Here is a 14,307-nt window from a genome sequence, read left to right as displayed (position 1 = left end):
CCAGCGTTACTGTTATTTCCAAGCTGGTGTCACTGCGCGCGTTACGTTATTAGTAATATTCCATTCAATTTTCAGGCCACTTTTAATCTTGTTCGGCCGTAAATAGGCGCCGCATAAACTGTTGGCTGGCAAATTCGTCAGCATTGCGTTGCTCTTGTTGTAATTGCTTCTGTAGTTCAGCCATATTACTGCGTTCAACCAACAGCTCGAGCGCTTTGCGCTTTTTCTGCATGGCAAGCCAACTTTGCTTGCGCTGCTCTGCGGCGGCTTTTGCTTGCGCTACCGCACGTCCTTGTTGTAACAACGCCTGATCCAACTTACCAATAAAACTAACAAACTGGGTATATTGCCGGCTTTGCAAACCTGCACTACCCTGTTGCTGACTTTGATGAATATATTCAGTACGATAATTAGCCAGGCCTTGATACTTTTGTTCAGACTGCTGAAAAAACTGTTGAGCGGCAACAAATTGTGCCTGCAGTTTTTCTTCCCGTTCCTGCTGAATTTTAATTAACATACTAAAACGTGGGTTAATCATAAGCCGTTACTCCGAGCTGCCGGTAACAACTGGCTAAGCGACAATAAGCTGTCATCGTACGCCACCACATCGTGCATACCCTGCTGTAAAAAACGGTTGATGTTTGGCATCATGCTAATGGCTTTATCCAGTTGTGGGTCACTGCCACGCACGTAAGCCCCAATCGCAATAAGATCTTTGCTTTGCTGAAAGCTGGAATATAACTGTTTAATACTTCGCGCCATTTGCTGATGCTCGGCACTGGTCACGGCAGGCATAACACGGCTGATAGATTTTTCAATGTCGACAGCAGGAAAGTGTCCGGCGTCTGCAAGCGCTCGTGACAACACGATATGGCCATCTAGTATGGCGCGTGATGCATCTGCAATAGGATCCTGCAAGTCATCACCTTCAGACAAAACTGTATAAAATGCAGTAATTGACCCCTGACTACCACTACCATTACCCGCGCGTTCCACCAATGCTGGCAATTTGGCAAAAACTGATGGCGGATAACCCTTGGTTGCTGGCGGCTCCCCCACGGCCAGAGCAATCTCACGCTGCGCTTGAGCATAACGCGTGATAGAATCTATAAGGAGCAGCACATCCATACCTTGATCACGAAAATACTCTGCCACCTGAACCGCGGTTTCACAACCTTTTAACCGCATTAGTGGCGAAACATCGGCTGGTGCTGCAATAACAACCGACCGGGCTTTACCCTCTTCGCCCAGAATTTCATCAATAAATTCTTTTACTTCACGACCACGCTCTCCCACTAAGCCGACAACAATAACGTCAGCTGAGGTACCACGCGTCATCATGCCTAACAACACACTTTTACCCACGCCTGAGCCAGCAAACAGCCCCATACGTTGACCTTTACCAACGGTAAGAATACTGTTGATGGCCTGCACGCCAACATCCAAGGGTTGCTTAATAGGCCTGCGATGCAACGGATTTATCGGTTTACCCTTACTACCAGCATAGTGCTGCGCTGCTATAGGCCCTTTACCATCAAGCGGCGCACCAACACCATCAATTACACGTCCAAGTAAATTCATACTTAATGGCACACCTTTATAATTGAGTAAAGGCGTAACCTTGGCCCCAGGGACCACACCAGACACATCGTCCTTGGGCATCAAATATATGCGATCGTTAGCAAAACCAACTACCTCAGCCATAATGTCACCACGCGCGGTTTCTACACTGCAAGGCTGTCCAATAGCCGCGCTGCACCCCACCGCCTCTAACGTCAAACCGACAACCCTGACTAAATGGCCCGACACCGCAGGTTTAGCGCGGTGAATATAGCTATGCTGTTGCTGTAGAAATTGGCTAAGTGCATCGCTGCTATACATGCTTATTCCTTAGCATCCGATGGCTGGGGTTGCTCGTGTTGTTGCAGCTGTAAAAAATGTTCCAAACTGCCTTGCAACCGCTGTGATAACGTTCTATCAACACTGGAACGACTGCTTTGGACAACGCAGCCGCCTTGTTCAATAGCCGGGTCTTCGCGTAACTGCCAGCCGCGCTCGTTTAAAGTATCCTTACTGTAAAACTGCTCAACAATATTGATATCTGCAGGGTTTAATTTGATTAGCATTTGCGTTGCATCCAGCGGCAAGGCGCTTGTAGCCTCACTTATCGCCTTTAACACAACATCGGTGTTAGTTTTTACCTCTACGCCAATAACCGCTTGCGCCATCGCCAGACTTAACTGCACCAACTGCTGCTGCACTTGCTCATTCACCTGCGCCAATGGTTTTTGCAACTGATCTAACAGGCTGGTGAGTTGTGCTAAGCGTGCGTTGAGTTCGTCCTGCCCCTCGACTAAACCTTGTTTTTTCCCTTCTGCCTGGCCTTGGTTGAATCCATCTTGCTGGCCTTGCTCGCGTCCCTCTGCGTAACCTTTGCTAAAACCGTCTTCTTTACCTTCGGTAACACCTTCGTCGTATGCCGCCTGCCGAATTTGCTCAATATCGTCTGCAGTTAACGGCTTTATAACCAACTCGTCCTCTTCCAGCGCCCGAACTGTCTTTGCTATTGGCTGGGTTTTGTTTAACGCGTTAGTCCGGCTGGTCTTTAATGTTCGCTCGTCAGTCAACTCAGGCGTTTGCCAGTGCCGCAGCTGATCTTGAGTATCATCATCCGGCGAAAATGGCCGTTTATACTTAAAAGAATCAGTTGTCATTAGCCGTCTCATTCAGCTTATAGGAAGTCATCGCCACCACCGGCACCCAGCATAATTTCACCCGCATCTGACAGCCTGCGTGCAACTGACAGTATTTCTTTTTGCGCAGCTTCTACATCGCTCACGCGCACTGGCCCCATGGCTTCCAGGTCATCCTGCAGTAACTCTGCCGCCCGTTTAGACATGTTTTTCAAGATTTTTTCTTTTAAGTTTTCATCTGTGCCTTTCAGCGCTTTCATTAGAGCATCTTGCTGCACTTCACGTAATATGGTTTGAATACCACGATCATCCACATCAATTAGGTTTTCAAACACAAACATCAGATCTTGGATTTGCTGCGCCATCTCTTCGTCATGCTCACGGATAGAGTCCATCAGCTGGCCTTCAATATTGGTATCCATATAGTTCAGAATGTCCGCTGCAGCTTTTAAGCCGCCCATTTTAGCGGTCTGTGTTCCGGCTTGACCGGCAAATTGTTTCTCCATTATCTCGTTCAACTCCTGCAATGCTGCTGGTTGTACTTCTTCCAGATTGGCGATACGCATGGTGAGATCAAGTCGCACTTTTTCTGGGAATTGCGATAAAATCTCGGCAGATTGCTCCGGTTCAAGGTAAGACAACACGATGGTCTGGATCTGCGGGTGTTCGTTGCGAATAATATTGGCTACTTGTTTTGAATCCATCCATTTTAACGAATCCAAGCCTTTCGCACCGCCGCCCAATACAATTTGATCAATAAGGTTTGCTGCTTTTTCTTCACCCAATGCCGCGGTTAACGCACGTTTAATAAACTCTTCACTTTGGAAGCCAATGGTGCTGAAGTTTTGGATCTGCTCTATAAACAACCGATGAACTGCTGAAATTTTTGCTTGGTTCAGATCGGTCATCTGCGCCATCGCCAGACCTACTTTTTGTACCTGCTTTGGCTCTAAGTGTTTTAAAATCTGCGCAGCATCTTCTTCTGATAAACTCAGCAATAAGATGGCGGCTTTCTCAACACCGTCCAGTTTGCCTACATCAAAAGCAGGCTTTGTTGCTTCTATGCTACTCATCTTCAGCCAACCAGTTTTTCACTACCAGAGAGGATAGTTCAGGCTCATTTGCGACCAATGCCCGAACCGCACGTAATAAATCTTCGTCGCCGTGTAAATCAGGTAGCATTAGCGTACCATCGGGTGCAAAACCCACAGCGTTTTCATCAAAAGTAGAGCTTAGCATGTCAATGGTGTCGTCACCCAAATCCAGGCCAGCACTCAGCGCATTTTCATCATAAGCTTCTTTAGTATCTTCAGGGTAAATCAGTTTCTTCAGCATTGGCCTTACTATCGCCAGTATCAGCACAATAATAATCAAGCCACCAATAGCCAAACGAACAACCCGCAAGAACCATTCTTCTTCATAAAACTCAGGCACTACGGCTACAACGGCTTCATCTTTAATAAAGGGAACAGAAATAACTTCAATCATATCGCCACGTTGCGCATCGAAACCAATACCGCCTTGTAATAACCGGCGAATGTTAGCTTGTTCAGCCTGATCCATAGGTTGGGGCTCGCCATTTTCGCCAGCAACATAATCAATCGCAACCGAAACGCTTAAACGACGAATAACCCCGCTTTGCTGAGAAATATGGCTGATAGTAGTATCTAACTCATAGTTACGGGTTTCTTCTTTGTGATTACGTCCCGGTACTACAGGCTTGGCATCGCCACCATTAGCTTGCTCAGGAATAGTTGAATTTAGCGGTGGTTGGTTTGACAAGGCGCCAGGGATACCGCCGCTTAAGCCTCCTACACTATTTTCTTCAATTGTCATTTCGCTGCGTATTGCAGGTAAATCAGGATTAAACCGTTTTTGCGTTTGCTCAGTTGCGGTAAAATCCATGTGTAAGTCAACCTGAGCCGTGTAATTACCGTATCCCAACACTGGCATTAAAATAGAGTCAACTTTCTGACGATACTCTTCTTCCCGCGTGCGCTGTAGTTCATATTCTTTGCGGGTACGGGCCGAACTGGCATCTTGTGAGCCACTATTAAGTAACCGGCCGTTTTGATCCGTTACTGTTACTTTAGATGGCGATAAACCTTGCACTGCAGAAGCAACAATATCGACAATAGCATCAACTTCGCTATCCCGGATCACCGTACCACCACGGGCCGTTACAAGTACCGTTGCTGAGGGCTGTTTTTCTACTCTGGCAAACACATTTTCTTTAGGAATGGCCAATAATACCCGGGCACGGGCTACACTTTGTAATTCTTCAATAGTGCGAGACAGCTGTTGCTCACGACTATGCTTTAAACGCTCCATCTCCAATCGCTGACTTACACCAAAACCACTGTCTTGTAATAAAAACTCGGTGCCTGTTGAGGGATCTTTTGACAACCCGGCGCGTGATAAAGACAGCTTGATACGTTGGAACTCATCTTCAGGTACATAAATCACATTACCTTCAAGCTTGTAGTCCACTTTCTCGGCGTCCAGATGATCCAGCGTCTGAATTAATTCTTGTGTCGCATAGGTGCCTAACGGGCGAAATTCAGGTTGACGCGCCCACATAATAATTAAAATGGCAATTGCCAGACAAATTGTAAGGGCGACAATGAGTGTGATCTGACGTACCAGATCCATGCCACCCAGTGAGCCAACAAAGCCCGGTTTCTGTTCCTGTTCTTCACCACTGCTATAATCGTTTGCAGTCAGTGCCAATTCGGTGGATTGATTCTCAGCCACAACTTATTCCTCCGTTACACCGGCATCGACATGATTTCTTTATAAGCCTCAACCAGCTTATTGCGCACTTGCACTGTGGCTTCAAACGCCAGTGAAGATTTTTGACTGGCAATCATTACCTGCGCCAGAGACACGCCAGGATCACCCATTTCGACAGCAGAACGCATTCTTCCGGTTTCTTGAGCCAGGTTATTAACCTGACTTAACGCGCTGGTTAACATAGAACTAAAATCGCTTTGACTGGGATTCACCTGCTCAGTATTTTGCACCTTCAGCTCGGTGCCAGCGCCTCGCGCCTGACCAACCAGTGACTGCATTTCAGCATAAAGAGCCTGACCTTTGATATTCATAGCGTTACCTGTCAAAAAAATGCTGCGACCTAGATTAACGTGAATAAAGCAGGAGTTATGCCAAGTTTTAAGTTGTTGATTTTTATAAAAATAAACCCTCGAAAGAGGGTTTATTTTTGCTTAGGCAGGAAGTTCTATACCGACATCGCGCATGCGTGCTAATTTATAACGCAAAGTACGGTCGCTGATACCCAGCTTTTGAGCAACGTCTTTACGTCTATTATCACACGCTTTCATGGTTGCAAGAATAATACGGTGCTCTTGCTCATGCACACTGTGCTTAAACTGCGTGGTACCGTCATGCTCGGTTAAATCGTTGGCCTCCTCGATAGGTTCTGCGCGGCTTGATAGCGGTTGACACGCAGCAGTGTTCACCGGCTCAGCTATCGGCATGTCAGCAAGCTCAAGCATAATGTCATCCACATCAATGTTGTCGGTTTGTGCAATAATAAGCGCCCGTTGCATTACATTGTCTAGCTCTCGAACATTGCCCGGCCAGTCATACTGCTGTAAACGTTGTTTTGCCGCGGCAGTTAAGTTAACCATGCTACGACCACCCTGCTTGCAATGCCGTTGTAATAAATGCTGCGCTAAAGGAACAATGTCTTCCCGACGCTGGCTTAGTGCAGGCCATACCAATGGGAATACATTAAGCCGATAAAACAGATCTTCACGAAACTCTCCTTGTGCCACTGCTTGTTTTAGGTTGCGGTTGCTGGTTGCCAGCACGCGAACATCCAACTTAATGGTTTTACGCCCACCCAAACGTTCAACCTCACGCTCTTGTAATACACGCAACAATTTGGCCTGCAGGTTTAAATCCATTTCGGTTATTTCATCCAGTAAAATAGTACCTTGTTGTGCCTGTTCAAACTTTCCGGGGCAGGCATTGATAGCGCCGGTAAAAGCACCTTTTTCATAGCCAAACAAGGTCGACTCCAACATGTTTTCAGGTATGGCCGCACAATTAATGGCAATGAAAGGGCCGCCGCTGCGTTCGGACAACTGATGAATATAACGTGCCAACACTTCCTTACCCGACCCACTTGGACCACTGATCATGACACTGGCATCAGTGCGGGCGACTTTGGCGCACAACGCTAACAGTTGTTTACTGCCAGGCGCTTCGACAACCGGCTCAACTGTACTGACCGGATCGGAGCTAACGTAACGTCCAACGGTGCTAAGCAACACCTCTGATGAAAAGGGTTTAGCCAAATAATCAATAGCGCCTAACTGAATAGCCTCAACAGCGGCTTGCACAGTAGCATAGGCTGTCATCATCAGCACAGGCAATTGCGGATACTGCTCTCGCACGGTTTTAAGTAACACTAACCCTGATACACCTTGCATTTGCACATCACTTATTACCAACTGCACTTTGTGCTGTTTTAGTAACAGCAAGGCTTTTTCTGCACTTTCAGCTAAAAGTACCTGATAATGCGCCAACATTAAGGTGTCCTGCAGCGCTTCGCGCAGTCCCGCGTCATCTTCCACTAACAATATGCGTTGTGTCATATGCATTACTCCTGCTTATCTTCGTGCTGTAATGGCAACAACAGTTCAAAACAAGCTCCGTGCTCTGATGGGATATACCTTACCGATCCCTGGTGCGAATGTGCTACCGCCTGCACCACCGCTAACCCAAGACCAGTGCCTTGAGCACGCCCGGTAATAAAAGGATCAAATAAGTTTTTTTGCAAAGCCGCCGGAACCCCAGGGCCATTGTCTTTCAGCAGAATTGATAACATACCAGGGTGTTTCTGACTGGGTGCTAGCGTTAGCGTTATATTGGCTTCGCCGTTCACTGCTTGAATGCTGTTTTGAACCAAATTTTGTAACGCACCACTTAATGCAGTGACATTGCCGAGTAAACACAATGAGGCATCTTCGCACTCTAGCGTTAGTTTAGCCTGATGCTGCAATAGCAAGGCTTCAATATCAGTATTTAATTGTTCGTTAAGCTTTTGCAGCGTAAAGACGCTGACCTGCTGCGCACTGCCGCTTCGGGCGAATAACAACATATCGTTGACTTGCTGTTCTAAATCCTGCAAGCGTGACTGCAGTTTCCGCTGAAATTGCAGCTGCACTTGCATGGTAGCGCGCGGATTAGCCAGGTTTTGAGCATATAGCATCGCCGCTGAGAGTGGCGTCCGAATTTGATGTGCCAGCGTGGCCATCATTTTACCCAACGTGGATAAACGCTGCATATGGCCTAATCGACTTTGCAATTCTCGTGTTTCAGTTAAATCGGTCAGCATGATCAACTGACCAGGTTGGGTATATTGGGTATGTGTTAGTAAGGCACTAATTTGCAGTTTAACCCGGCGACCATCTTTTAGTGACACTTCAAGGCCATCATCACTGCGAGGACTAAAACAACGGCTTATAATGGTAAACCAGGCTTGTGCCACAAGAGGCTCACCTAGCATCGCAATTGCAGCCGGGTTAGCCTGATACACCACACCACGCTGATCTAACAAGATCACTGCTGCGGGCAATACCTGCAACACCGGGTCCAGCGCAGAAGTTGTTAATAATTGCAGTGATGGACGTACAGCAGAAACAGCATCGGGTACGCCGTTGCCTTTTAAGCGTTGTGGCGAGAAGTGCATAGCATTAACTGATGTCATAAGTCCCCCTGAAACAACATATTCAGTAGGGTTAATGCAGGCATTGTGCCAGTATAATCGTGTTATTTTTTATATAGTTATGTTTGTCAATTCTCTGACAAGCACATTTACTCGTCTTTACCGAGGTTATATTTACGCATTTTTTCAACTAAGGTGGTACGACGTAATCCCAATACTTCAGCGGCGCGTGCCACCACAAACTCATGTCGTTCCAGGGCTTGGGAAATAAACCTGATTTCCAGCTCAGCCAGATACTCTTTCAGATCCAAGCCTTGCTCGGGCAAATGTTGCGGTGCATCCATGTCGAATACTCGTGCAACATCGGTATCGGTATCGGTATCGGTATCGCTATCATCGTCGGTCGACTGAAACAGTTCGTTAATTAAATCGCGTTCCTGTAAACCTTCAGGATACTGAGGCATGTAACTTTCTACATCTAAATGGCGGTATTTCAGCGGCAGCTCAGCCACATCAACAACTTGATCCGGGTACATTATTACCATGCGTTCAAGTAAGTTAGCCAGCTCGCGCACGTTGCCAGGCCAGGCATGCAGCTGCATACTTTGCATCGCATGTTCAGTAAATTTAACTTTTGCCTGGCTGACTTTTTCTTGCCTTTTAAGCAATTCACTAATCAATAACGGAATGTCGTCTGCGCGTTGACTTAGTGCCGGTGTTTCAATTGGAAAAACATTTAAACGGTAATATAAATCTTCACGAAAACTACCGTCAGAAATCATCTGTTCTAAATCGCGATGGGTGGCTGCAACGACTCTGACATCTGCTTTTATAGCCTGAGTCCCACCGACACGCTCATAGGTGCGTTCTTGCAATACCCGCAGCAATTTTACCTGCATTGGTAGAGGCATATCACCTATTTCATCCAGAAATAGGGTGCCACCTTGCGCTAATTCAAACCGCCCCTTTCGGGTCGAAATCGCGCCAGTAAAAGCGCCTTTCTCATGACCAAACAACTCACTTTCCAACAACTCTGCCGGTATAGCACCGCAGTTAATAGGCACAAAAGGGCCTGCCTGACGATGCGACAACAAATGAATATTTCGCGCGACAACTTCTTTTCCTGTGCCCGATGGCCCAAGTACCAACACATTAGCTTCTGTTTTTGCCACCTGTTGAATGAGAAAACGGACTTGTTGCATCGAGTCTGAACTGCCTACCATGCCATCAAACTTAACCGTATTCTCTTGCTGACGTTGCAATGGCAACAATCGGTGATACTGCTGGCTGTCGCGCAATAATTGGGTAAGTGAGGCGTACGAGAAAGGTTCACTTAGCAACCCCACCGCATTACCATACTCTAATAACGATTGCAGGGTTTCACCTAACAACAAAAATGCCGTCGCCGGGTAGCGAAGTAATAATTCGGCGTGCTGTTGATTATCAAGCGCACCAAGCAACACAACCGCCGGCTGATCGCTATTAAGTCGTATCAGCAATTCCTGGTAAGTCAGCATTTGGTGAGGTTCATGAATAAAACTCAGCACCGTGCTTAACCGGCTACTGCGGGCGCTTTGCTCGTCAACAATGTACAGTGAAGGAGTAATAGACATACCGCTGCTTTTATTATACTTTTTACTGCATTGTACTTCGCATCAAGCAGCTTGCAAGGTAATACGCTATTTTTTTGACACTGTGTCAAAAAAATAGCGTTAACTGACGTGACTAAGACAATAAATTAAGCGCTTGCTGTTGTGAAATTCTAGCTTGTAACGCCACACTGACTGAGGCCTTTGCTAAAATATCGGTTGCTGTTTTATCGCTGCTGGTTTTAGCGTAGTCGGCATCCTGAATACCACTGCGCGCTTGCGATACGTTAACTTGTTGATTGTTTAAATTACGCGCCTGGCTGGCAAAGCCGTTAATAGCCGCACCCGCTTCTGAACGCAACTGGTCAAGGTACGCCAGTGCATTTTTACTACTGTCGGCCGCAGCAGCGGCTCCTGCTTGCGTGGAAAGATCGGCGCTAAACACATTTTGTGTCGTTAATTCAGCAGCAACATCACCGGTTTTTAATGCGGTAAAAGACCCTCCCGTATTAAACTGCACCGAATTCCCATCAAAAAGAGGCTGACCAGCAAAGCTGGCGTTATCTATCGTCGCCTGAATCTCTTGTGCTTTACTCTCATACTGCTGCTGCAACGCTTGTTTATCAGCATCTGAGTAAGCGCCATTCCCGGCAGCAACGCTTAACTGCTGCATTTCCATTACCGACGTCGATATATTGCTGAGATTTTGCTCGTATACCTGCGCCAAGCCAATACCATCATACAAATTGCGCTGGCCTTGCGTTGTTGCGTTGATATCACTGCTCAAGCGATTAGCAATCAACAATCCTGCAGCATCATCCGCCGCACGATTAATACGTTTACCGCTGGCAAGCTGCTCTGATTGCTTTTGCTGGGCTTGTTGCAGAGTATTTAACGACGCATTTGCCACTTGATTGTTAATTTTCATAACGCTACCCGTGATATAAAAATACGTGTTTATAGTTTAGACAAATCCACCCTAGAATGCCATTAATCGTCATTTAAGCGCAACGAAGTACACTTTTATAGATTATCGTTTACACTTAATACCTTAGCGGTGTCGGCACAGATTATGCTAAGGTAATTTATAATCGTTTTTACGAGTTACGTGATTCCAGAGGTCAGCTTATGTTTAACGGCAAAACAATCATTATTACCGGCGGCACCGGCTCGTTTGGTCACAAATATACCGAAACATTGCTGACACGATACAAGCCCAAAAAGATAATCATTTATTCTCGGGATGAGTTAAAACAGTACGAAATGCAGCAAAAATTTGACGCTAGCTGTATGCGTTATTTTATTGGTGATGTACGGGATGAAAAACGATTAATCCGCGCTATGCATGGCGTGGATTTTGTTATTCATGCCGCCGCATTAAAGCAAGTACCGGCGGCAGAGTACAATCCAACAGAGTGTATTCGCACCAATATTAATGGTGCCGAGAATGTTATTAACGCCGCCATTGAAACGAATGTCGAAAAAGTCATCGCGTTATCTACAGATAAAGCTGCAAATCCGGTGAATTTATACGGCGCCACCAAGCTTGCTTCAGATAAGTTATTCATTGCTGCAAACAATATGACAGGTGGCAGCCGACCACGCTTTTCGGTGGTACGCTACGGTAACGTAGTAGGTTCACGAGGCTCAGTGGTACCTTTTTTCCAACAGCTTATTAACAACGGTTGTGATCACATCCCTATAACGCATCAAGATATGACAAGATTTTGGATAAGCCTGCAACAAGGTGTTGATTTTGTTTTGAAGAATTTTGAACGGATGCTTGGAGGAGAAATATTTGTTCCCAAGATTCCTTCGATCCGTATCACTGATTTAGCCACAGCAATGGCACCTGACTTACCGCAAAAAATTGTTGGTATTCGTCCGGGTGAAAAACTGCATGAGATGATGTGTCCGGGCGATATGTCCTATCATACACATGAATTCGATGATCACTTTGTTATTGCTCCGGCAATTAAGTTTTTTAACCGCAGCAATGATTTTTCCACAAATGCCTTGCTGGAAAACGGACGCCTGGTTCCCCACGGATATGAGTATGTATCAAATACTAATCCAGATTTTTTATCCATAGAGCAGATGCGCCAGTTTAATCAGGATGCGATGTTATGATCCCCTACGGCCGCCAACATATTAACCAAGCAGATATTGATGCGGTCACTGAGGTTTTACAAAGTGATTTTTTAACCCAGGGCCCCGCAGTTCCTGCTTTCGAAAAACGATTAGCCGAGTTTACTGGTGCTCAACACGCCATAGCGGTAAATAGTGCAACTTCAGCACTGCATATTGCTTGTCTGGCGTTGGGCGTTGGTATTGGCAGCAAAGTCTGGACCTCGCCAATCAGTTTTGTTGCGTCGGCAAATTGTGCCCGATATTGTGGCGCAGACATTCATTTTGTCGACATTGATGAAAACACCGGTAACATGGCAATTGATAAGCTGCGTAAAAAACTTGAACACGCGCGTCACCACGATACGCTACCAAATGTCGTAATACCGGTGCATTTGTCAGGCGCCAGCTGCGATATGGCACAAATACGCTTTTTAGCAAGTGAGTTCGGTTTTAGCATCATTGAGGATGCATCTCATGCTATCGGTGCTCGGTATCAGGATGAAACGGTTGGCAACTGCCGTTACAGCGACATTACCGTATTTAGTTTTCATCCCGTCAAAATTATAACCACCGCAGAAGGCGGTATGGCGATGACCAATAATGCCGCACTGGCAGATAAAATGCGTTTATTGCGCAGTCATGGTATTAGCCGCGACAACAAACTAATGACTGAACCCAGCCATGGCGATTGGTATTATCAGCAATTGCAGCTGGGTTTTAACTATCGAATGACCGATATTCAGGCTGCTTTAGGTTTAAGCCAGAGTATGCGCTTGGTACAAATGGTACAAAAGCGCCAGCTACTTGCCGCGAACTATCATCAGTTGCTAGCCCACTTACCGCTTAGGTTACCGGCACTGGATGATGAGAACCTCAGCTCTTGGCATCTATTTATTATTCGCCTTAACGACAAAAGCAAGCGCAAGTTGGTATTTGATGCACTTCGTGCAGCGGGCATCGGCGTAAACGTGCATTATATTCCCATCCATACTCAGCCGTATTATCAGCAACTTGGTTTTGACTGGGGAGACTTTCCTGCTGCTGAAGACTTTTACGAACGGATTATCAGTTTACCGATGTTTCCGGAGCTTAGTTCAGAGCAACAACAATATGTTGCTGACATCTTACAACAGGCCTTGCTAACTTAGTGTTCAATTAGCTGCCAGCTTGTCGGTGTATTGGCACTGACATCTGTAATTAACTTACGGCCTATCAGGGAATCATAATATTTTGGCGCCAAACCAAACCCCGGTCTTACGCTTCTGATGTCATTGGCATTTATTACCTCGCCTGCTTTCTTGTTATTTACAAAATACAGCGATCGGCGATATTTTACGGTTGCTTTTTCGCTGGCCTGTTGCGAATAATCGATACGGCCCAGTGCTTCCCAGGCTATTTTTGCTTGCTCACACAAACTGTGTAAATCGGCTTCTTCTAACGAGAAACTGTCATCTGGTCCACCTGCATTGCGATCCAGCGTAACGTGTTTTTCAATAATTGCCGCGCCCAATGCCACAGAAGTTAACGCGGTTGTATTATTGACGGTGTGATCAGACAAACCGCATACCACACCAAATTTCTCTGCCATATCGACAATAGTTCTAAGATTGTATTCAGATGATGGCGCAGGGTAACTACTGACACAGTGCAGCAGAGCTAGTTGTTCGCAGCCACCACTTCGGGCCGCATCGACTGCCTCAGCAATCTCCTCAGCGTTGGCCATACCTGTTGATATAATCATCGGTTTTTTAGTCGCAGCAATGTATTTAATTAAAGGTATGTCAATGGCTTCAAACGACGCAACCTTGTATGCAGGCGCATTTAAATCCTCTAACAAATCGACTGCGGTGGTATCAAAGGGAGAGCTAAAAATGGTTAGTTCAAGTTGCCTGGCATAATCAAACAAAGGCTTGTGCCACTCCCATGGCATTTGTGCCCATTGGTATAACTCGTATAAACTTTTACCGTCCCATAAGCCTCCCCGAATCATAAAATCTTCGTTTCTTGAGTTCAGCGTAATGGTATGTGCAGCGTACGTTTGCAGCTTAACCGCCGAGGCACCACAACGTTTCGCCATCGCGATAATATCTTTTGCCCGCGCCAAACTGCCGTTATGGTTGGCTGACAGCTCTGCAACGATATAGGGAGCATAATCGATACCTATAGCACGGCCAGAGATAGTGATAACAGGGTTTGTCAT

13 protein-coding genes are annotated in these 14,307 nt (G+C 46.2%); 2 read left to right on the top strand and 11 right to left on the bottom strand.

Features of this window, described 5'->3' with window-relative positions:
• Window positions 1-82: 82 nt before the first annotated feature.
• The 10 genes from fliJ to H595_RS0119850 form a co-directional block, all read right to left on the bottom strand.
• Window positions 83-538, bottom strand: a complete 456-nt coding sequence (gene fliJ, locus H595_RS0119895) for a flagellar export protein FliJ (protein WP_027672698.1) — start codon at window positions 536-538, stop codon at window positions 83-85.
• On the bottom strand, window positions 535-1,881 hold the full coding sequence (gene fliI / locus H595_RS0119890; RefSeq protein ID WP_027672697.1) for a flagellar protein export ATPase FliI: 1,347 nt from the start codon (window positions 1,879-1,881) through the stop codon (window positions 535-537). The genes fliJ and fliI overlap by 4 nt, the downstream gene beginning before the upstream one ends.
• A 2-nt stretch (window positions 1,882-1,883) precedes the next feature.
• Complete coding sequence (gene fliH, locus H595_RS0119885; protein WP_027672696.1) at window positions 1,884-2,714, bottom strand: flagellar assembly protein FliH; 831 nt, start codon at window positions 2,712-2,714, stop codon at window positions 1,884-1,886.
• A 17-nt stretch (window positions 2,715-2,731) separates the two neighbouring features.
• Window positions 2,732-3,766: a flagellar motor switch protein FliG gene (gene fliG, locus H595_RS0119880; protein WP_027672695.1), complete on the bottom strand. Its 1,035-nt coding sequence runs from the start codon at window positions 3,764-3,766 to the stop codon at window positions 2,732-2,734.
• Entirely contained in the window at window positions 3,759-5,447 is a 1,689-nt protein-coding gene (gene fliF / locus H595_RS0119875) for a flagellar basal-body MS-ring/collar protein FliF (RefSeq protein WP_027672694.1), read from the bottom strand. Before fliF ends, fliG begins: the two co-directional genes overlap by 8 nt.
• 14 nt (window positions 5,448-5,461) lie before the next feature.
• Entirely contained in the window at window positions 5,462-5,797 is a 336-nt protein-coding gene (fliE, locus tag H595_RS0119870; protein WP_027672693.1) for a flagellar hook-basal body complex protein FliE, read from the bottom strand.
• Between the two features lie 120 nt (window positions 5,798-5,917).
• Window positions 5,918-7,315: a sigma-54-dependent transcriptional regulator gene (locus H595_RS0119865; RefSeq protein WP_027672692.1), complete on the bottom strand. Its 1,398-nt coding sequence runs from the start codon at window positions 7,313-7,315 to the stop codon at window positions 5,918-5,920.
• A gap of 5 nt (window positions 7,316-7,320) precedes the next feature.
• On the bottom strand, window positions 7,321-8,430 hold the full coding sequence (locus H595_RS0119860) for a sensor histidine kinase (protein WP_084153677.1): 1,110 nt from the start codon (window positions 8,428-8,430) through the stop codon (window positions 7,321-7,323).
• Window positions 8,431-8,537: 107 nt separating this feature from the next.
• Window positions 8,538-10,001, bottom strand: a complete 1,464-nt coding sequence (locus H595_RS0119855; RefSeq protein ID WP_027672690.1) for a sigma-54 dependent transcriptional regulator — start codon at window positions 9,999-10,001, stop codon at window positions 8,538-8,540.
• A gap of 112 nt (window positions 10,002-10,113) precedes the next feature.
• Window positions 10,114-10,905, bottom strand: a complete 792-nt coding sequence (locus H595_RS0119850; protein ID WP_027672689.1) for a flagellin — start codon at window positions 10,903-10,905, stop codon at window positions 10,114-10,116.
• A 200-nt stretch (window positions 10,906-11,105) separates the two neighbouring features.
• Between H595_RS0119850 and pseB the strand changes: the two genes are divergently transcribed.
• A complete protein-coding gene (pseB, locus tag H595_RS0119845; RefSeq protein WP_027672688.1) occupies window positions 11,106-12,107 on the top strand; it encodes a UDP-N-acetylglucosamine 4,6-dehydratase (inverting) in 1,002 nt (333 codons plus the stop codon).
• Window positions 12,104-13,255 (top strand): UDP-4-amino-4,6-dideoxy-N-acetyl-beta-L-altrosamine transaminase, encoded by a 1,152-nt coding sequence (gene pseC, locus H595_RS0119840; RefSeq protein WP_027672687.1) that lies wholly within the window; start codon window positions 12,104-12,106, stop codon window positions 13,253-13,255. Before pseB ends, pseC begins: the two co-directional genes overlap by 4 nt.
• On the opposite strand, the gene pseI is transcribed toward pseC, so the two are convergent.
• The gene (pseI, locus tag H595_RS0119835) at window positions 13,252-14,307 is read right to left on the bottom strand and encodes a pseudaminic acid synthase (protein ID WP_027672686.1); all 1,056 of its coding nucleotides are present in this window, start codon (window positions 14,305-14,307) and stop codon (window positions 13,252-13,254) included. The genes pseC and pseI overlap by 4 nt on opposite strands.

Source organism: Rheinheimera baltica DSM 14885, from assembly GCF_000425345.1.
Classification (GTDB): Bacteria; Pseudomonadota; Gammaproteobacteria; order Enterobacterales; family Alteromonadaceae; genus Alishewanella; species Alishewanella baltica.
The sequence above is the reverse complement of the archived record's forward strand: the minus strand, read 5'-3'. Positions and strand labels throughout refer to the sequence as shown.